Annotated in this window: 14 protein-coding genes; 5 read left to right on the top strand and 9 right to left on the bottom strand. The window is 32.1% G+C overall.

The features are described from left to right. Positions 1-40: 40 nt before the first annotated feature. Positions 41-751: a DUF4197 domain-containing protein gene (locus tag NHF47_RS12320; RefSeq protein WP_140996868.1), complete on the bottom strand. Its 711-nt coding sequence runs from the start codon at positions 749-751 to the stop codon at positions 41-43. A gap of 128 nt (positions 752-879) precedes the next feature. Here NHF47_RS12320 and NHF47_RS12315 point away from each other — a divergent pair, with 128 nt between their 5' ends. Continuing rightward, the gene (locus NHF47_RS12315) at positions 880-4305 is read left to right on the top strand and encodes a methylmalonyl-CoA mutase family protein (protein ID WP_252765210.1); all 3426 of its coding nucleotides are present in this window, start codon (positions 880-882) and stop codon (positions 4303-4305) included. Between the two features lie 559 nt (positions 4306-4864). Here the strand turns inward: NHF47_RS12315 and NHF47_RS12310 are convergent. The 3 genes from NHF47_RS12310 to NHF47_RS12300 form a co-directional block, all read right to left on the bottom strand. Further along, positions 4865-5410: a type 1 glutamine amidotransferase domain-containing protein gene (locus tag NHF47_RS12310; protein ID WP_252765209.1), complete on the bottom strand. Its 546-nt coding sequence runs from the start codon at positions 5408-5410 to the stop codon at positions 4865-4867. A gap of 187 nt (positions 5411-5597) precedes the next feature. Then, a complete protein-coding gene (locus tag NHF47_RS12305; protein WP_252765208.1) occupies positions 5598-7760 on the bottom strand; it encodes a choice-of-anchor I family protein in 2163 nt (720 codons plus the stop codon). Between the two features lie 136 nt (positions 7761-7896). Next, positions 7897-8112 carry a DUF5963 family protein gene (locus tag NHF47_RS12300; protein WP_140996863.1) on the bottom strand — a complete coding sequence of 72 codons (216 nt, stop codon included), beginning with the start codon at positions 8110-8112 and terminating at the stop codon, positions 7897-7899. 186 nt (positions 8113-8298) lie between these two features. Between NHF47_RS12300 and NHF47_RS12295 the strand changes: the two genes are divergently transcribed. Then, a complete protein-coding gene (locus NHF47_RS12295) occupies positions 8299-8829 on the top strand; it encodes a hypothetical protein (protein ID WP_252765207.1) in 531 nt (176 codons plus the stop codon). Between the two features lie 66 nt (positions 8830-8895). Here NHF47_RS12295 and NHF47_RS12290 read toward each other — a convergent pair whose 3' ends face one another. After that, positions 8896-10326: a T9SS type A sorting domain-containing protein gene (locus NHF47_RS12290; protein WP_252765206.1), complete on the bottom strand. Its 1431-nt coding sequence runs from the start codon at positions 10324-10326 to the stop codon at positions 8896-8898. Positions 10327-10810: 484 nt separating this feature from the next. Here NHF47_RS12290 and NHF47_RS12285 point away from each other — a divergent pair, with 484 nt between their 5' ends. Then, on the top strand, positions 10811-11059 hold the full coding sequence (locus NHF47_RS12285) for a hypothetical protein (RefSeq protein WP_252765205.1): 249 nt from the start codon (positions 10811-10813) through the stop codon (positions 11057-11059). Positions 11060-11074: 15 nt separating this feature from the next. On the opposite strand, the gene NHF47_RS12280 is transcribed toward NHF47_RS12285, so the two are convergent. The 4 genes from NHF47_RS12280 to NHF47_RS12265 all read right to left on the bottom strand — a co-directional run bounded on the left by NHF47_RS12280 (position 11075) and on the right by NHF47_RS12265 (position 17418). After that, the gene (locus tag NHF47_RS12280; protein ID WP_252765204.1) at positions 11075-11641 is read right to left on the bottom strand and encodes a DUF1543 domain-containing protein; all 567 of its coding nucleotides are present in this window, start codon (positions 11639-11641) and stop codon (positions 11075-11077) included. Positions 11642-11681: 40 nt separating this feature from the next. Next, positions 11682-13637 (bottom strand): OmpA family protein, encoded by a 1956-nt coding sequence (locus NHF47_RS12275; RefSeq protein WP_252765203.1) that lies wholly within the window; start codon positions 13635-13637, stop codon positions 11682-11684. Between the two features lie 81 nt (positions 13638-13718). Beyond that, positions 13719-14657 carry a type IX secretion system membrane protein PorP/SprF gene (locus NHF47_RS12270; protein WP_252765202.1) on the bottom strand — a complete coding sequence of 313 codons (939 nt, stop codon included), beginning with the start codon at positions 14655-14657 and terminating at the stop codon, positions 13719-13721. Positions 14658-14667: 10 nt separating this feature from the next. Next, on the bottom strand, positions 14668-17418 hold the full coding sequence (locus NHF47_RS12265) for a gliding motility-associated C-terminal domain-containing protein (RefSeq protein WP_252765201.1): 2751 nt from the start codon (positions 17416-17418) through the stop codon (positions 14668-14670). Between the two features lie 254 nt (positions 17419-17672). On the opposite strand from NHF47_RS12265, the gene NHF47_RS12260 reads away from it, so the two are divergent. Together NHF47_RS12260 and NHF47_RS12255 are read left to right on the top strand one after the other, a co-directional pair. Then, positions 17673-19862, top strand: a complete 2190-nt coding sequence (locus NHF47_RS12260) for a glutamine synthetase III (protein WP_252765200.1) — start codon at positions 17673-17675, stop codon at positions 19860-19862. Positions 19863-19871: 9 nt separating this feature from the next. Continuing rightward, positions 19872-20321 carry a GNAT family N-acetyltransferase gene (locus tag NHF47_RS12255; RefSeq protein WP_252765199.1) on the top strand — a complete coding sequence of 150 codons (450 nt, stop codon included), beginning with the start codon at positions 19872-19874 and terminating at the stop codon, positions 20319-20321. Positions 20322-20336: the final 15 nt, after the last annotated feature.

The following is a 20336-nucleotide window of genomic DNA, read 5'->3' as shown; positions in this document are numbered from 1 at the left end:
ACAATGTGTTATATATATGTTATTGAATATTAAAATTTAATTACTTATTATCTTGTAAAGCAAATACTCTTTTTAATAAATCTGAGGTTCTCGAACTTAACTGAGTTCTAATATTTCCTTCTTCAATGGCAATCATTTTAAATACGCCTTCCATAGCTTTATTAGTAGTATAGTCTGTTAAGTCTGGATTAACCTGATTTACAAAAGGAATACTGTTGTATTTGGTTATAATATTTGCCCAAACTTTATCCGCACCTACTTTTGAGAAAGAATTCTTAATCACAGGATTGAATTTACTATACAACGCACTTGAAGTGGTACTTTCTAAATAAGAAGTAGCCGCTCTATTGTCTCCCATTAGAATATTTTTTGCATCATTAAATGTCATTTGTTTTACCGCATCCACAAAAATAGGAGTCGCTTCTTTAACAGCATCTTCTGCGGCACGATTTAAAACTTTTAGACCTTCATCAGCTAATTTAGATAAACCAATATCTCTCAAACCTTTGTCTACTTTTTGTAACTCTTGAGGTAATAAAATTTTTACCAATTCATTTTTGTAAAAACCATCTACAGCGGTTAATTTGGTAACTTGTTTGTCAATTCCATTGTCTAAGGCTTCTTTCAAACCATTCGCAATATCTAATTGACTTAATCCACCAGGACCTTGAGGTAATTGATTCACTACTTGTTGTAACTCGGAACAACTGATACTAATAAATGCCAATACGCAAAATGCAATTTTTTTCATGTGTACTATTTTAGGACTTTTCTTCAAATATAATGCCTTTTTTTTTAGCACGAAATTCTGTAGAGAAATAAGCAAAGAAATTTATTAAATTCGTAAATTGCACCCTTAAATTTGAGATAAAATTACAAATGGAACAACAACAACCTTATATTCCTGTAAATAAAGTAAGAATTGTTACTGCAGCTTCACTTTTTGATGGCCATGATGCAGCAATCAATATCATGAGAAGAATCATCCAAGCAACTGGATGTGAAGTCATTCATTTAGGTCATGATAGAAGTGTGGAAGAAGTAGTGAATACGGCTATTCAAGAAGATGCCAATGCAATTGCTATGACTTCTTACCAAGGTGGTCATACCGAATATTTAAAATATATGTTTGATTTGCTAAATGAAAAAGGGGCAAGTCATATCAAAATTTTTGCTGGTGGTGGAGGTGTTATTCTTCCTTCTGAAATTGAAGAATTGCACGAATATGGAATTGAAAAAATCTATTCTCCAGACGATGGTCGTGCCATGGGATTACAAGGAATGATTAATGATTTAGTAAAACGTTCTGATTTTCCTATTGGAGATGCTTTAAATGGAGAAGCAGATCATTTAACGAATAAAAATTCACGAGATATTGCGCGTGTAATTTCTGCCGCTGAAAATTTCCCTGAAATAGCGAAAGCCACTTTAGACAAAATACATCAAGAAAACCAAACATCAACTACCCCAGTTTTAGGAATCACTGGAACTGGTGGTGCTGGTAAATCGTCTTTAGTTGATGAATTAGTGCGTCGTTTTTTAATTGATTTTCCTGAAAAAACAATTGGTTTAATTTCAGTTGACCCATCTAAACGTAAAACGGGTGGTGCTTTATTAGGAGATCGTATTCGTATGAATGCCATCAACAATCCTAGAGTATACATGCGTTCGCTAGCAACACGTCAATCCAATTTAGCCTTATCAAAATATGTAGCAGAAGCAATCCAAGTTTTAAAAGCGGCTAAATACGACTTAATTGTATTGGAAACTTCAGGTATTGGGCAATCCGATACTGAAATTATGGACCACTCTGATGTTTCATTGTATGTAATGACACCTGAATTTGGTGCAGCTACACAATTGGAAAAAATTGATATGTTGGATTTCGCAGATTTGGTAGCACTAAATAAATTCGACAAGAGAGGGGCTTTAGACGCTATTCGTGATGTAAAAAAACAATACCAACGCAATCATAACCTTTGGGATGCCAATCCAGATGATATGCCTGTCTTTGGAACTATTGCGTCTCAATTTAACGATCCTGGAATGAACTCGCTGTACAAAGCGATTATGGATAAAATTGTCGACAAAACAGGAATTGATTTACACTCTACTTTTGAAATCACCAAAGAAATGAGTGAGAAAATCTTCGTTATTCCGCCACATAGGACACGTTATTTATCGGAGATTGCTGAAAACAATCGCAAATATGATGAGACTGTTTTAACACAGGTTGAAGTAGCTCAAAAATTATATGGAATTTTCAAAACAATAGAATCGGTAAACGGAAATTTCCCTCAAATAGATAAAGCAGGAATTATTGAATCATCCTTACAAATTAATGATTCAAACAAAGATTTTGTTTCGCTTTTAGTAAAAGAATTTGACCGTGTTAAAATGAATTTAGACCCATACAATTGGGAAGTAATTCAAACTTGGGATGAAAAAGTAAATAAATACAAAAATCCTATTTACTCGTTTAAAGTAAGGGATAAAGTAATTGAAATTAAAACACATAGTGAGTCGTTATCACATACACAAATTCCTAAAATTGCTTTACCAAAATACCAAGCTTGGGGTGACATTTTAAGATGGAATTTACAAGAAAACGTACCGGGAGAATTCCCATTTGCATCAGGATTGTATCCGTTTAAACGTGAAGGGGAAGATCCAACACGTATGTTTGCAGGTGAAGGAGGACCAGAGCGCACCAACCGTCGTTTCCACTATGTAAGTTTGGGTATGCCAGCCAAACGTTTGTCAACTGCTTTTGACTCGGTAACACTTTACGGAAATGATCCAGACCATAGACCTGATATTTACGGAAAAATTGGGAATGCAGGAGTTTCAATCTGTTGTTTGGATGATGCAAAAAAATTATATTCTGGTTTTGATTTAAGTCACCCAGCGACTTCTGTTTCCATGACGATTAATGGACCAGCCCCTATGTTGTTAGGTTTCTTTATGAATGCAGCTATCGATCAAAATTGTGAGAAGTATATTAAAGAAAATGGCTTAGAAGCAGAAGTAGAGGCTAAAATTAAAGCGATTTATAAAGCTAAAGATTTAGAAAGACCCACCTATAATGGGGCTTTACCTGAAGGGAATGATGGTTTAGGATTAATGCTTCTTGGTGTAACTGGAGATCAAGTTTTACCTGCAGATGTGTACCAAGATATTAAAGTAAAAACCTTAGCACAAGTGCGTGGTACGGTTCAAGCCGATATTCTAAAAGAAGACCAAGCGCAAAATACCTGTATTTTCTCAACCGAATTTGCATTGCGTTTAATGGGTGATGTTCAGGAATATTTCATTCAAAACAATGTGCGTAATTTCTACTCGGTTTCCATTTCGGGTTACCATATTGCTGAAGCGGGTGCCAATCCAATTACACAATTAGCCTTTACTTTAGCTAATGGTTTCACTTACGTGGAATATTATTTGAGTAGAGGTATGGATATCAATGCATTCGGACCAAACTTATCGTTCTTTTTCTCAAATGGGATTGATCCTGAATATGCAGTTATTGGACGTGTTGCTCGTAAAATTTGGGCGAAAGCCTTAAAATTGAAATATGGAGCTAATGAAAGAGCGCAAATGTTGAAATACCATATTCAAACATCGGGTCGTTCTTTACATGCTCAAGAAATTGATTTCAATGATATCCGTACGACCTTACAAGCGTTATATGCTATTTACGATAATTGTAATTCCTTGCATACCAATGCGTATGATGAAGCGATTACAACACCTACAGAAGAATCGGTGCGTAGAGCGATGGCAATTCAGTTGATTATCAATAAAGAATTAGGTTTAGCGAAAAACGAAAACCCAATTCAAGGTTCGTTTATTATTGAAGAATTAACCGATTTAGTTGAAGAAGCCGTTTTAGCAGAATTTGATAGAATTACTGAAAGAGGAGGCGTTTTGGGTGCTATGGAAACCATGTACCAAAGAAGTAAAATTCAAGAAGAATCGTTGTATTATGAAACGTTGAAGCATACAGGAGAATTCCCAATCATTGGTGTGAATACCTTCTTAAGTTCGAAAGGGTCACCAACGGTTATTCCAGCGGAAGTGATTCGTGCGACTGAAGAAGAAAAGCAATTCCAAATTAAAACATTGGAAAACTTGCATAAAGCACATGCCGATAAAGTAAAAGAACAAATTGCTTTGTTACAAGATGCAGCGATTAAGAACCAAAACATATTTGAAGTATTAATGAATGCAACCAAATATTGTTCGTTAGGGCAAATTACTTCCGGTTTATTTGAAGTAGGAGGTCAGTACAGACGCAATATGTAAGCAGGATGCATCTGAAACAAGGCGAAAGCCGAAGTTAAAGATTGCATATCGCTTATACTGAGCCTGCCGAAGTATAGCAGAAAACCAATTCTGATTTTTATCCGGAATGTGCGAATCGCTTCTACCGAGCTTGACGAGTTATCTCAGACTAAAAATTAAATAGTATACATAAAAAGCCTTTCAGCAATGAAAGGTTTTTTATTGAAATAGTAGCTTGAAAATCTTTATAATAAGCTCAAAGCTATTAGTAATAACCAAAAAGGTTCAAATTATAAGCAAAATGCTATTAATTATAACCTCAAAGCTCTTATTTATAAGCAAAAAGGTAGTAACAATAACCAAAAAGGTTCTAATTATAACCTTAAAGTTCTTATTTATAAGCTAAAAGCGCTTAACTTTAACCTCAGAGCTTATATTTATAATCCAAAAGCTATTAATTATAAGCTAAAAGGTATTCGCGATAAGCTATTTGGTTTAAAATAAATTTATTCTCCTATAAAAAAGACCTTTCGCTATCGAAAGGTCTTTCTTTTTGTAATATAAAATGTAGAATAAAGGTTTACAATACAGGTTCGTGTTTCCCTTCTTTAATTTCTTCAATCATTTTTTTGTTGAAAGCTGGTAAATCATCAGGATTTCTACTGGTTACTAATCCTTTGTCGACCACTACTTCTTTATCATGCCATTCGGCACCTGCATTGATTAAATCTTGTTTGATAGAAGGATAAGAAGTCATTTTTCTACCATCTACTACGTCTGCACTAATTAATGTTTGTGGACCATGACAAATGGCTGCGACTGGTTTTCCAGCTTCAAAAAAAGCTTTTACAAATTCTAATGCTTTTTCATGGGTACGCAATTGATCTGGATTAATCACGCCTCCTGGTAAAAGTAGCGCATTATAATCGGATGCATGTACTTCCTCTAAGGTTTTATCAACAGGGTATAATTTTCCCCAATCTGTCGATGCCCAAGCTTTAATACTTCCCGATTTCGGACTTACAATTTCAGTACTCCAGCCTTCTTTTTCAAGTGCTTCTTTGGGTGATGTTAATTCTACTTCTTCAAATCCATTGGTAGCCAAAATGGCTATTTTCTTTTTCATAATTTAAATGTTTTTAATGTTTAACTATTAATTTGTTAGTGTAAAATTACGAATCAATTTCCCCTTGCTTGTTATAGGATTTTGTAAGATTGTTATAGAATAGTAAGGTATTTCATTTTTCAAATTTGGAACATAAAAAAGACCTTCCGAAGAAGGTCTTTTGGAATCAACAATAACACATTTATAATTATTCAACAACTACTTTTTGTGCGATTCCATCTTTCGTTCTTAGAAAATAAATACCTTTTGGATACTGCATTTCTAAGCTTTTTGTGTTTTCCTTTTCTGTAATTTTTTTGCCCGTATAATCATATAAACTGATGGTAACATTTTCTTTAAAATAAACGATTCCGTTTGTAACTGGATTGGGATAGGCTACAAATGAATTTGTGTTTTCTGCGAAATTTGGAGTAGCCAAAACATCATTTGTAATTTCATATAGGCTTAAAGTAGCACTTACTTCATTTGCCATTATGATTAAACCTTTAGTACTCGGACTATTTTCAGGAGCGATGTAAATAATTCCTTCAGGCCCTAAATCACCCCCTATACCAGTGGTATTTCTGCTATTGTGGTAGGAAACAAAAGTAGCGTTCATTGGATTTGTAATATCATAAACCATTAAACCACCTGTTCTTTCTAAAGTAATAAAAGCATAGGTTGCCCCATTAATTTCCGCAACGGTAATCCCTTCTGGTTCTGGGCCTTTATTATCGCTTCTATTTTTAGAAGTATTGTTGTCGTTACTCGCATTGAATAAGCTTCCATACACGGGATCAGCAGCGGTGATTCTTTCAAAATCGGAACCACTATCATATACTAATTGCCCTGTTGCAGTATTCCAAATACTAAAAGAGCGTGTACCAAATACATGTATTTCGTCAAAATCCCCATCGTTATCTGTATCACCTGTAGCATTGGTAACGGTTAATCTTCCTAAATTTTTATTATTTTTTAAAAAAGAAGCATTTGGGAAAACTGTTGGGTCTAAAACATAACTGCCGCTACTAACTCTTTTCTCTTCTGATAGTCCATTATAATCTCTTGAATCCCCTTCATTTGCAGTCACTAAATACGTCGTACCATTTACAGTGTAATTCGCAATTGCATCGGGCATATACATGCCTTTAACAGGCCAGTTTCCTAAAAAGATTTCCCCAAACTGATCGGATGTATCCAATTCATTACCAGGAAGCATATGATCTTTAAACCCTAAAGGGACAATGTCTGTTATTTGTTTATTCACTACATCAATAGTAGCAATCGCGTTGTTTTCCTGTAAAGAAACCCAAGCAGTAGTACCATCTGCAGCAACTGTGATATATTCTGGTTCTAAATCTTTGGAAACCGTAGCATTCAACCCAAAGATTCTTACATTATTGGCTCTTAAGGTGGCTAACTGACTGTCAAAAGCATTAAAGTTAAGTTGGGTAACATCACTTTGTTGAATGTTATTTAAACCCGCAGTTACATCAATAATGGAAATACTTCCTTCTGGATCAATCGTATAGTCATCATTTGGTTCCCCTTCATTAGCTACAATTACTTTAGTGCCATCTGGTGTAAACGTAATCATGTCTGGTAACACACCAGCATCAACAGTAGCTCCAATAGTTCCATTCACATCCATGAAAATAACTTTACCATTGGTATAATTAGCTCCTTGAACAGTAGCTGCAAGTAAACCATTTTTATAAGCAATGCTTGTGCCGCCAATTCCGTAAGCCGCTAAATCTACCGATTGAACAGAAGTAATAGAATTTGGGTTTGAAAAATCTAAAATTTCTATTTTTGAAGCTGTGGAGTTCATTACAAATAAACGCTGTGAAACAGGATCATGCGCAACTATTTCTGCAGAACCTGTTGCATCTACTAAATAGCTTGTCAAGTAATTGATATTTAATGCAGCAGAAGTGGTTGGTACATTTTCTTCATCTTCTAAAATGTAAACTGTAGTTTGAGAGGTACCTACAATGGTTCCATCCACTGGATTTGAAAGTGTTAATACAAAATACGTATCACCTTTAAAAGTCGTGTTATTTGTAATAGGAATGGTTAGAGTTTGCGTAGTACTATTTAAAGGGAAAGTAACCGTTTGATTGGTGAAGGAGTATTCTTGTCCGTTAGTTGCTGTACCAAATAAAGCAACAGCCAAATCAACTTGAGTAGAACCAGTTGAAGGGCTGTTTAAGTTTATGACTACATCTACGGTAGCGGTATTTTCGTTTACGATATAAAAATCAGATGCAAAAGAGATATCAGATGCGATTACCTCATTATTTGTTGCATACAGTATAGAACTGTAAGCACTGCTTAAAATTAAAAAGAATAGCGTAATTTTTGTTTTCATTTTGTAAGTTTATTGTTGTGCCACAAACTTACAGGTATGATGTAATGAAATCGTTATTTAAAAATTACGAAATTATTCTGAAAACTTTACTGAAATGTTTCATAATAGTAAACAAGTAAAGTAATTGTTAATTGTTTTATTTTTTAACGGTATACAAACCACCAACGAATAATGCGACTGCTAATCCAATAAAGATAAAGCCTTGCGTTTGACCTGATTCATTAGAAGCATCAATTTCAATTCCTAAAAATTTAACTTCTGCTGTATTGTTTGATACTTTGTTTACTCCTAAATAGCCTACATATAGTGATAAGGCAATTAATACGATTCCGATAATTTTTGTTGCTTTCATACTGTTTGGTTTATTTATGTTTTTGTTACTTAATTGTATTTCAAAATTAGGTTATTTAAAGTAGTTTATTTTACAAGGAATTTTAATTTAATTACATAATTTCCATAAGTAAAAAGGTGTTAAAATATTTTTTGGCACGACTATTGGTTGTAAGTAAATAGAAACAATTTTTAAAAACGAATAGATATGAAGAAATTTACTTTAATTTTAGCTTTAATCGGGATGATTACGCTACAGAGTTGTTATACAGAAGAAGTTATTGTTGATGATACTGTTGATAATGATACTATAAGTGAGGTGTTTGAATATTCAAATGTTGATTTTACGAGTTCAAATGGATATTCAGTAGTTTTAGATTTTCCTTATACTATTTATGGTTCAGACATGGTATTAGTATACCGATTATCAAATTATAATTCTGCTAATGGCGATTATTGGAAATTATTACCAGAAACCTATTATTTTGATGATGGGACTTTAGATTTTGGTTATGATTATGTTGCAACTCGTTATAGTGCTAAAGTTAATCTTTATGGTTTTGATTTACCAGCATTAAATCCAGAATTTAGATTAGATCAGGTATTACGTGTCGTTGTTATTCCTGCAGCTATTACATTTAACGGGAAAAGTACAGCATCTATAGACTATTCAGATTATAATGCCGTAATTGCTTATTATGGTATAAATGATAAAAACGTTACTACGATAAAAAAATAAAAGTAAAAAAACTTAATTTAAAAAAAGAGACAATACATTTTGAAATTGTCTCTTTTTTTTTAAAAATTATTCTTTAACAAATTTATATTGTATTTGTTCCTTATCAGTATTTATAATCAAACTGTACAAGCCTTTATCAAGATTAGATACATTTATTGAAAAGGTATTAGAATTTAATGTATTAATTTTTTCAGAATAATAAATGATTTTGCCAGTTAAATCAATAATTTTTATATCTGAAAAATTAATGTCATTAATTTTTTTTACGTTTAATGTAGTTGTAACAGGATTTGGATAAATATTAAATATATCAGTTTTGACATTTTCAAAATTATTTTTACTAATCCTATTTGTAGCTGAATAAAAATTAATTATAATTGAATTACTTGGATAATAAATTAAGTCTTCACTTACTAAAATTCTTCGATACTCGTTTTTAATTAATGTTTGTCTTCCTAATCTTGGTTTTGATGGCAAATAATTGTTTTCATTTGCCCCATCAATATTTGTCCATGGAGACTCTGAATTATAAGTTATATTTCTCATTTGCCATTTATACTTAACATTTTGTAAACTTGGATTGCTTCCATTTATTATGTTTACGTCTTGATTAGAATAAATATCCTGATTGCAGCAAATATTATTAGACACATCAGATAAATTTATGGGAAAAATCTCAATTACATTACTTGAAACAGAACCTCTTCCAACGTAAGGATAATTTGGGTCTATCACTAATCTCCTATATTGTGTTCCTTTCGTTATTAATCCTGGCGGAGTGTAGTTTTTATTAGTTGCATTTGGAATATCAACCCATTCATAATTAACTTTAAAGTTATTATATTGATTTAAATCCCAAAAAGGAGTAGGTTGAGCAACTCTTTTTTGCCATTGATAAGTAAATGTGATATTTTCAGATGTTTCACTATCTCTGCCAGAGATTATAACTTCATTTCCAATTAATTCTTGTGCATTAATACCGTTTGTTAAATATTGACTTGTTTGAATCTCATTTGTAAAAGTAAGTCTTGAAACACTTAAAAACGGTCTATTAATAATAATATTGAAAGGATAGGAATAATTAACCGTATTATTTAAAGGGCCATATAAAGTTTCAACTTGAACTATATTTACTGATTCATATACCCTTCCAGATCTACCAATTTGGAATGGTGTTCCCCATGGCTCAGTACTATTTTCCCCATGTATCCATTCATATGATATGTGTCCAGGTATATCATCACGTTTTGTTGGTAGCAAAGGTACAGCTCCATAAGGAGTTCCACCACTTTCAAATAGTGCAGTATAAACTCCTCCAGTTCCACCACCACCACCAGAAGAAGTTGTAACAACAACAGCTCTATTAGCGCTTTTATATTTTAATCCTGAATAAGTTTCATATTCAGTGTAAATGTAACCACCAGTAGAATCAAAATCACCTGAATTAAGTATAATATTAAAAGTTCTATATGCTGTAATAGAACCTAAAAATAACAAACCACCTCCATTACCTCCATTCGCAATGTTAATGGGGCTATTTGTGTTTCGTTAAAAATAAACTTTAATAGTTCCAGGATAATTATCACTTGGAGGATTTTGTAAAGTTACTTGAGTTTCTAATGATACATTAGCAATTGAATTAGAATTAATTGAAATTGGTTGGCTAGAGCTTATAGAGTTACCATTTACATCTGTGATAACAAGTGTGACTGACTGTGATAAACTCCTAGTGCTAAAAAAAAGTAATAAGACTAGAATTGATTTTAAAAGAAATTTTTTCATGTTTATTTATTTAATTAATATGTAAAAATAGTCTATTCTATAAGAATATTTTTACTTTAATATTAAGTAATCTTTAATTTGAAAATATTTAATATTTTTTATTGATAGATTATAATTTTTTAATAAATTGAGTATAAATTATATCTATAAATTGCGATAAATATTTTTTTATTGCAGTATAACTAAAAACTTTAATATTATGAGAAAAATAGGTGGTTATCTCGCTTTTTTCGGGGGTTTTGCTATTATATTGAAATTTTTTGATCGTGTTCCTCGATTGCTGTTTTGGATTTACACTTGGGGTGATACGGTAGCCTGGGTTATTATGGTTGCCTTTTTAGTAGCTGGCTTAGCGATGTTATTTTTGGCTCCCGCTCCAGAAGAAGAAGTGTTCGAAACGAAACCAAATGAAATGACAAATAAAGAAGAAAATGAAAGTATTTCATAAATAAAAGCGTCCTAATTAGGACGCTTTTATTTTGTCAAATTTTACGTAGCCAATGTGTTTTATATCTTCCTCAGTAGTAGTTGATTTTGTGATTTTCAATTGAAAATTCTTTTTAAATTTTGGAGCTAAAATGTCCTCAATTTCATAAATATCATCTACATCAACACCATATTTATCATCTATATGTGAAGTAGCACCCTTAAAACCATAATGTTTATAAAAGGTAGTTTGTTTGGATTTTTTGATAGCTTCTGCTTTATTTTTGGCAACTGCTAAAACTTTATAATGATATTCTTCAAATTCATTCTCTTTATAACCTCCTAGATTAATAAAAAAGAGTTTTTCTTCTTGCTCTAATTTTTCATCTTTTGAAACTACTGTAATGGAATGGCCATCAATTTGTGTAACCGTTTGCCAAGCATCTAAATGAATTTTACCTTTCGCTTCTGGCCAAAAATCAAGCATATCTTGTTTTAAATCGTATAACGAAGTTCCTATTCCAAAAAATATATCGTGTTGCTCCGTTACTCTTCCTTTAGGAGTACAACCCAACATAACCATAAATAAAGTGTTTTTTTCCATATTCAAATATAAAAAAAAGACCTCATTTGAGGTCTTACATTTAATCTTGTTTTACAATAATGACAAATTCACTTCGTCTATTAATTTGATGTTCTTCATCTGAACATTCTTTATGGATACAATCTACTTTAGGTTGGCTTTCTCCGTATCCTTTTGCTGTAATTCGTGAAGCATCAATGCCTTTTTCGACTAAATAATTCATCGTAGCGGTTGCTCTATCGTGTGATAATTGACGGTTGTATTCATCGGTACCTCGATTATCGGTATGCGAACCAATAGCAATATTAATTAAAGGATAACGATTGAGTTTGTCTACTAATTGGTCTAAATGTACTCTGGCGTCTGCACGTATATTAAATTTATCAAAGTCAAATAAGATTTCAGGTAAATCAAACATTAAAACGCCATTGTCTGTAATTACTTTTGGATCACCTTCTTCTGCTATAAGTTCTTCTAAGAACGTTTTTGGAATTCTTTTGACACTTATATTTTGTTCGTTTTTGGTAGTTCCATTATCCAATACAGTAAAGGTTTTTTCAGCAGGAATAATATCAGGATGGTATACGCTGATTTTGTAAGTTCCTGGGGGCAATTCAAAATAAAATTTACCAGAATCATTTACGGTTACTTCGTTAATTCGATTTTCTTTTTCATCAAACAAGAATACTGTTGCTTCATCAATAGGTAAATTGGTTTCTTCATCTACAACAATTCCTTGAATATAGTATTGAAAATCTTCTAAAGGGGCAGTTTGTAAAAAGCTATAAATATCATCATCACCTTTACCATCTGCTCGGTTAGAAGCGAAAAAACCACTCTTAGTTTCTTCTTTATAAATAAAAGAAAAATCGTCTAAATTGGTGTTTATTGGTAAACCTAAATTTAAAGGTTTTGTATACGAATCTTTTTTAATTTCCGACATAAAAATGTCTAATAGACCAAAGCCAGGATGACCATCAGAAGCAAAGAATAATTTATTTTCAGAACTTACAAAAGGAAATTGTTCTCTGTTTTTGGTATTGATATCACTTCCTAAATTAACGGGTTCTCCAAAGTTACCATTCGCATCAATAGTTACATAAAAAAGGTCAAATGACCCCATTGTTCCCGGTCTGTCTGACGAAAAATACAAACGATTATTTTCTTTATTTAAAGCGGGATGCATGGTAGAAAAATCAACGCCATTGAAGGGTAAAGAAGTGATATTGGTCCATTTTCCATCTTTTAAATCTGCAGAAAAGATACTCAAATGCGTTACTTTATTATCATCTTTAGTTCTTTTACCTTCCACACTAGTATTTCTTGTAAAATAAATTCGATTTCCATCATTTGTAAAAGCCACATTGGCTTCATGCAATTTTGAATTTAAATCTTTTGAAAAGGGATTTTTGATACTATCTAGCTCATTATTGGTAATTGAAGCTGCGAATAAATCCAAATAATGTTGTTTGTTCCAATTGTATTTTCTTGAAAAAAGACCATGTGAAGTACTCGGAGAAGAAAAAACCAATTGATTTTTATAAAATGCAGGTCCGAAATCGGAATTAGGCGTGTTTATAGCTTCATTCTTAATGTCAAATTTATTGCCTTGTTTTTTTATATTTTCTAATTTTTCAACATTTGCTTTATATAGCGTTTCTGGTACTTCTTTTTCATATAATTGCATCCATTTTTCAGATGCTTCAAAGTTACCTTGTGCTTTTAGTGATTGCGCATAGCGAAAGAGATATTGTTCGTCTACGGATTCTTTATATTTTTCAAGCAATGTCTTATATAAACCAGACGCTTTTTCAAATTCTGAAATATAATAATAGGAATCAGCTGCTTTTTTTAAAACTTCAACAGTTGTGTTTCCTTCTTCTAGTAAATTAGAGTAGGCTTCAGCAGCTTTTGCAAAGGAAGCAATTTTGAAATATTTATCGGCTCTCTTTTTTTGACTTTCTTGAGCAAATAGTGTTACTGTTGAAAGTAGGTATATGAGTATTAATTTTTTCATACGTTTTTATTTTTTCTGCCTCACCTTTTTCACGAAATATGTAGATGCAAAATTTAGGTTTTGGCTATGTCTAACTCGTTTTTAAAAGAATCTAGGAGATTTATCATATCCTCTGTTACCAAAGGTATCTAAGTCAAATAGTATAATTATTTCATGTGAACCCGAATTGAAACTACCTAAATTAGAGATGGTGTAATCATAGGCGTAACCAATTCTTAATTGAGGTGTAATACGATAATTAGCCAAACCACTGAATGAATCATCAATTCGATGTGAAGCACCAATTTCAAATTTATCAAAAAACATAAAATTTGCAGTTATATCAGCTGATAAAGGTGAGTTCTTAACAATTTTTGTCATAAAAGCTGGTTTGAACTTAATATTATCAGATATTTTAAAGACATAACCTCCTGTAAAAAAGAAATGCAATTCATCTATTCCAATAGCCTGAACCCCATTTGCTTCTTTTAATTGCTTATTGGGAAGAAAATTTGGAACAGATAATCCTAAATAATAGTTATCTGTAAAGTAAAAAGCACCAGCACCAAGGTTAAAAAAGGTTTGATTTAAATTTTGAAACGCTGGGTCTGAACTGATGTCATCATCATTTAATTGAAAACCATTAAAATTGGTAGTGAAAAAATTAGCGCCTACTTTAAAACCTAATGCCAGTTTAGCATTATTATTTAGAGTAACTTTATAAGAAAAGTCTGCATTAATTGTGGTTTCATTTAATACATCTTCTCCTAATTCATCTTTAACAACATTTAATCCAGTTTCTATTTTTTCAGACAAAGGAGTATGAATAAATAGGGATGAAGTTGTGGGAGCTCCAGTAGCTTTTACCCATTGCGTTCTATAAATTCCTCCAAAATTGATAGTACCTAAATCATCAGTAGCATAGCCAGGGTTAATTACACTCATATTATACATATATTGAGTGAACTGAGGGTCTTGTTGGGCAAATGATTTACAAAATACCAACAAGATAATTCCGAATATATAATTAATTTTTCTCATTTTCTTTCTCTTATCTACTTAAGTATAATCTTCCTTGTGTTGGTTTTTTGTTTGTTGCGTCATTATAATAGAGTACATAATAATATACACCTGTGGGTAAAATATCATTTCCTAAAATGGTAGATTGGGTGGATTTGCCATCAAAATCAGGGGTATTTATGTTTCCTTTATATACAAGATTTCCATAGCGGTTAAATATTTCTAACTCAAAATTGGGGTAAATGATATCTATGTTTTTAATGTAGAAAGTCTCATTCAAACCGTCATTATTTGGAGAAAATCCATCTGGAATGAATAAATCGGGACAATTCGCTAAATCTACTGTTACTTCTAATCTACTAGAGCCTTCACAACCTTGAGCATCAGTTAAAGAAGCATAATAAGTAGTTCCATTTGTAATTGGGTCGGTTAAAGCATAACTATTGCCACCCGTAGGCGCATCATACCAAGTAATTATTCCAGAACTTGTGATATTAGCATTTAAATCTGCAATAGTAGGATTGGGTAAATCTTGAATGCAAAATTGATTTCCATTAGCTGCTAAAGTGGGTTCACCAGGGTCTGTAATAGTAAAACTTACTGGATTTGTTGCTAAATCACTAGAGCCACATGTAGTTGTATTACTTGTTATGGTTTGTATGGTTATTGTTGTTGTACCTCCATTTTCAAGTAATGTAGATGGAATATCAAATTGCGCACTTCCATTTATAAAAGTTACTACAATTGAATTTGCATTACTATTATTTGCGCCCGTTAGATCATAACTTAAGGTGTAATCTCCATTAGTTAAAGAAGAAGCATTCTCAATAGTAATGGTTTCTATATCTAAAATACAGATGTTATTAGCATTTATAGTTGCTCCAGTTGTGTTAGGTAAAGGTAAAATGGTAAAACTGTCACTTGCTCCGCTTGATGTTGCTGTGCCACATAAAGTAGTCACACTAACAAAATTAGCAATGCTTAAGGTGGAAGTACCTTCGACAAGGATACTATTAGGTAAAATAAAACTTCCTGAACCGCTTGTAAAAGAAACATTTATTGCTGTCAAATTGCTAACTGAAATGGCTCCAGAAATAGAATACTCAATATCATATAAACCATCTGTCAGATTGGTTGCGTTAGATAAATTAACAACTACATCATCACCTGAGCAGGTATCATCAATACTAATCGTTAAATTACTAACATCTGGTATAGGATATACTATAAAAGAACTATTTAAATTAGTAGTTGTAGAACAACCTGTAGCTTCATTCTGAATATTCGTTATGGTGATAGAATAATTTCCTGGAATATTGGTTAAACTACTAATTAGTGAAAATAAAGCATTTCCATTGACTACTTGTATGACTGTTGTTTGAGTAGTTTGTTGGCCATTTGGATCCGTAAGGATATACGTAATAATATAACGATCATCAGATAGTTCTACACTATTGTTATTGATATCGGTTAGATTAACTTGAGCATTTTGACCCACACAAAAGTTAGCAACACTTATTTGAGTGTCAGTAGCGTCAGGGTTTTCTGCTATAGTAAAGGAACTATTTAAATTATTTATGATTCGAGTACAATTAGTGGCGCTGTTTGAATTAATAACATTTGTAATAGCCACTGTTGTTGTTCCAATAGTAGTTACAAAAACAGGATTGACAGTAAAACTTCCTGTTCCACCCGCAAATGTTACACTCACCGTTTCAGAACCATTATTAGCTCCTGATAACACGTATGTAATATCGTAAGTTCCATTAGGAATTGAATTCGCTCCTTGAATAATTGTTCCAGTTAATGAAGTTGTACTTAAATCATTAAAACAAATGGGTGTAGGAGAAAGTGTTAAAGTAGCTCCATTTAAATCAACTACAGGCTCTATTGTTATAGCAACATTTGAAGTGGCAGGTGTACAAATTGGATGAGTTGGATTTACATTATAGGTAAAAGTATAGGTGCCAGGGCCAAAATTTGCAACTATATTTTCAATATTTATAAATGAATCACCTGCTCCAGAAATTTCACCTGTGGGAAAATTATCTGTCCAAAAGCCACCAGTATCCTCGCCAGCTAATAAATTAAATAAATCTACATTTGTTAAAGTTGAAAAATCATCTGTTTCACAAAAGGTTAAACTCGATGCAACTCCAGATTCTGGTAAAGGATGAACTGTTAGAGTAACGTTTGCGCTTCGAGAAGGACAACTTCCTATAGCAGGAACGGTATAAGTTAAAGTATAAGTACCAACACCAGCAAATTCTGCATTAAAAAAATTGCCAGTAATTGATCCTGCAGGTCCACCAGTCCAAATACCATTAAAATGAGGATTTGGGGAACTTCCAAGGAAACTAAATAAAGGAACGGATGTATTATTATCACATGCTACTGCACTTGGGTTATCCACTCCAGGAAAGCCACCTAAAGTTAAAGTAATAATAGCAGTATTATTTGTACAACCAGGAATAGTATTATTTACATATTGATAATTATAATTTCCACTCTGATTAATCTGCCAAGTATTTAAAATTCCAGTAGTAGTATTTAATCCACCTGAACTGTTTAAATTTATCCAAGTCCCACCAGGTGAGGGAGTTCCCCCTAAAAGTAAGAACAGATTCACCACTCCATTTGGATTACCAATGCCTTGGTTATAAGTTTCTTTATTACAGATAGTTATGCTGTTGTTGTCACCAGCGCATTGTGCATATCCATCATAATTGTACACGAAAAAACTAATTATGAACATAATTAGCACAAATTTACATCTCCTCATACCAGTCATTTTTATCGGTTAACAACGTATTTTAGTACAAATAAAAGAAAAATTTAGAAATTATTAACATATAATTGTTAAAATGTTAATAACCTATCGTTTGTTTTATTTGTTTGATTTTTTATGTAAAATGTTATAATTTTTTTAAAAGACAGTTTGTTGAAAAAAAATAGGGGTCTAGTTAATATAACATATATATTTTTATATATTTGTATTCAAAATTAAGGGGTATAACTTAAAAAAATGTAAAATTTATGTCAACTTTTCGTTTCCAAGCTTTAAAAGAGACAGCAAATAGAAAACCAGTTGCTGTTGAAAAATTAGAAAAAAAATCCAAAATTTTTGGAAGTAATGTATTCAATGATAAAGCAATGCGTCAGTTTTTAACACCAGAAGCGTATAAAGCGGTTCAAAATGCAGTTCAAAATGGTGCAAAAATTGATCGTGTAATTGCTGATCAAATTGCAATGGGAATGAAAGAATGGGCATTGTCAAAAGATGTAACCCATTATACACACTGGTTTCAACCTTTAACTGGTAGTACAGCAGAAAAACATGATGCGTTTTTTGAAACTTCTTTTGATGGTAGTGATCCAGTTGAAAAATTTGGAGGAAGTCAATTAGTTCAACAAGAACCTGATGCTTCTTCTTTTCCAAATGGGGGAATTAGAAATACCTTTGAGGCAAGAGGTTATACGGCTTGGGATCCAACGTCTCCAGCTTTTATATATGGAACTACTTTGTGTATTCCTACGATCTTTGTTTCTTATACTGGAGAAGCATTAGATAACAAGACACCATTATTAAGAGCGTTACAAGCGATTGATAGTGCGGCAACTGATGTAGCCAAATATTTTGATAAAAATGTGAGAAAAGTAACGCCTACTTTAGGATGGGAACAAGAATACTTTTTAATAGATAGGTCATTAGCCAATACTAGACCTGATTTATTAGCAACTGGTAGAACGTTATTAGGACACGCTTCTGCAAAAGGACAACAGTTAGATGATCACTATTTTGGATCTATTCCTTCACGTGTTTTAAATTATATGCGTGATTTAGAAAATGAGTGTATGTTATTAGGTATACCTGTTAAAACACGTCATAACGAAGTTGCTCCAAGTCAGTTTGAGTTAGCACCTATATTTGAAGAAATTAATTTAGCTGTGGATCATAATTCTTTATTAATGGATGTGATGCAAAAAGTAGCAGAACGTCATGATTATAAAGTTTTATTTCATGAAAAACCGTTTAAAGGTGTAAATGGTTCTGGTAAACACAACAACTGGTCTTTGGCTACAGATACAGGAATAAATTTACTATCTCCTGGAAAAACACCAATGAGCAACTTACAATTTTTAACTTTCTTTATCAATACCATTAAAGCGGTTCATGATTATGAAGAATTATTAAGAGCTGCAATTGCTTCTGCAAGTAATGATCACCGTTTAGGTGCTAACGAAGCTCCACCAGCTATTATTTCGGTTTTCATTGGACAACAATTAACAAAAGTATTAGCAGAACTAGAAGGTGTTACTAAAGGAAAATTATCACCTGAAGAAAAAACAGATTTAAAATTAAATGTAGTAGGTAAAATTCCAGATGTTTTACTAGATAATACAGATAGAAATAGAACGTCTCCGTTTGCTTTTACAGGTAATAAATTTGAATTTAGAGCGGTAGGTTCTTCTGCGAACTGCGCTACATCAATGACTACTTTAAATGCAATTGTTGCCAAACAATTAAAAGATTTTAAAGAAGAAGTAGATGCGTTAATTGCTAAAAAAGATTTAAAGAAAGATGAAGCTATATTTAATGTATTAAGAGAATATATTAAACAAACGAAAAGTATCTTATTTGAAGGAGACGGTTATAGTGAAGCTTGGGAAAAAGAAGCTAAAAAACGTGGTTTAAGTAATTTTAAAACGACTCCTGAAGCTTTAAAAGCAAAAGTTTCTAAAAAAGCAATTGATTTATTTGAAGAATTGGCTATCATGAATCATGTGGAAGTCGAAGCACGATATGAAATTGAATTAGAAGAATATACTAAAAAAATTCAAATCGAAGGAAGAGTACTTGGTGATATTGCTAGAAATCATGTGGTACCAACTGCAATTCGTTATCAAAATACATTAATTGAAAATGTGAAAGGATTAAAAGAAATTTTTGGTAAAGATTTTGAAAAAATAGCGAAACAACAAATCTCTTTAATTAAAGAAATCTCAGAACATATAGAAGGAATCAATGCAAAAGTAGATGCCATGACGGATGAGCGTAAAAAGGCAAATAACCTTTCTGATATCTCTAAAATGGCTGCAGCATATTGCGATAAAGTAAAACCTTATTTTGAAGAAATTCGTTACCATTCTGATAAATTAGAATTATTAGTGGATGATGAAATGTGGACTTTAGTCAAATATAGAGAGTTATTGTTTTTAAGATAATTTTTTACAATGATTCAAGTTCTAAGAACGAATTCTTCACACCAAGATTTTATTAATTTAGTAGCTGAATTAGACAAAGATTTAGCTATTCGAGATGGAGAAGATCATTCCTTTTATGCACAATTCAATACCATAGCAACCATTAAATATGTTGTTGTTTTGTATGAGAATAATAAACCTGTAGCTTGTGGAGCGATTAAACACTTTGATACAGCTACTTTTGAAGTAAAAAGAATGTATGTTCCTGAGGAATTTAGAAAGAGAGGCTTTGCTACTAAAGTATTACAAGAACTGGAATTATGGAGTAAAGAACTGCAATATCACTATTTAGTTCTTGAAACGGGATTACAACAACCCGAAGCCATTGCTTTGTACAAAAAAAATGGTTTTACAATAATTCCTAATTACGGACAATATATTGGAATTGAAAATAGTGTCTGTTTTAAAAAGGAAATTTAATAGAAAAGCCTATTC

Source organism: Flavobacterium sp. NRK F7, assembly GCF_024054195.1.
Lineage (GTDB): Bacteria > Bacteroidota > Bacteroidia > Flavobacteriales > Flavobacteriaceae > Flavobacterium.
This window is presented reverse-complemented; position numbering and strand designations above follow the sequence as displayed.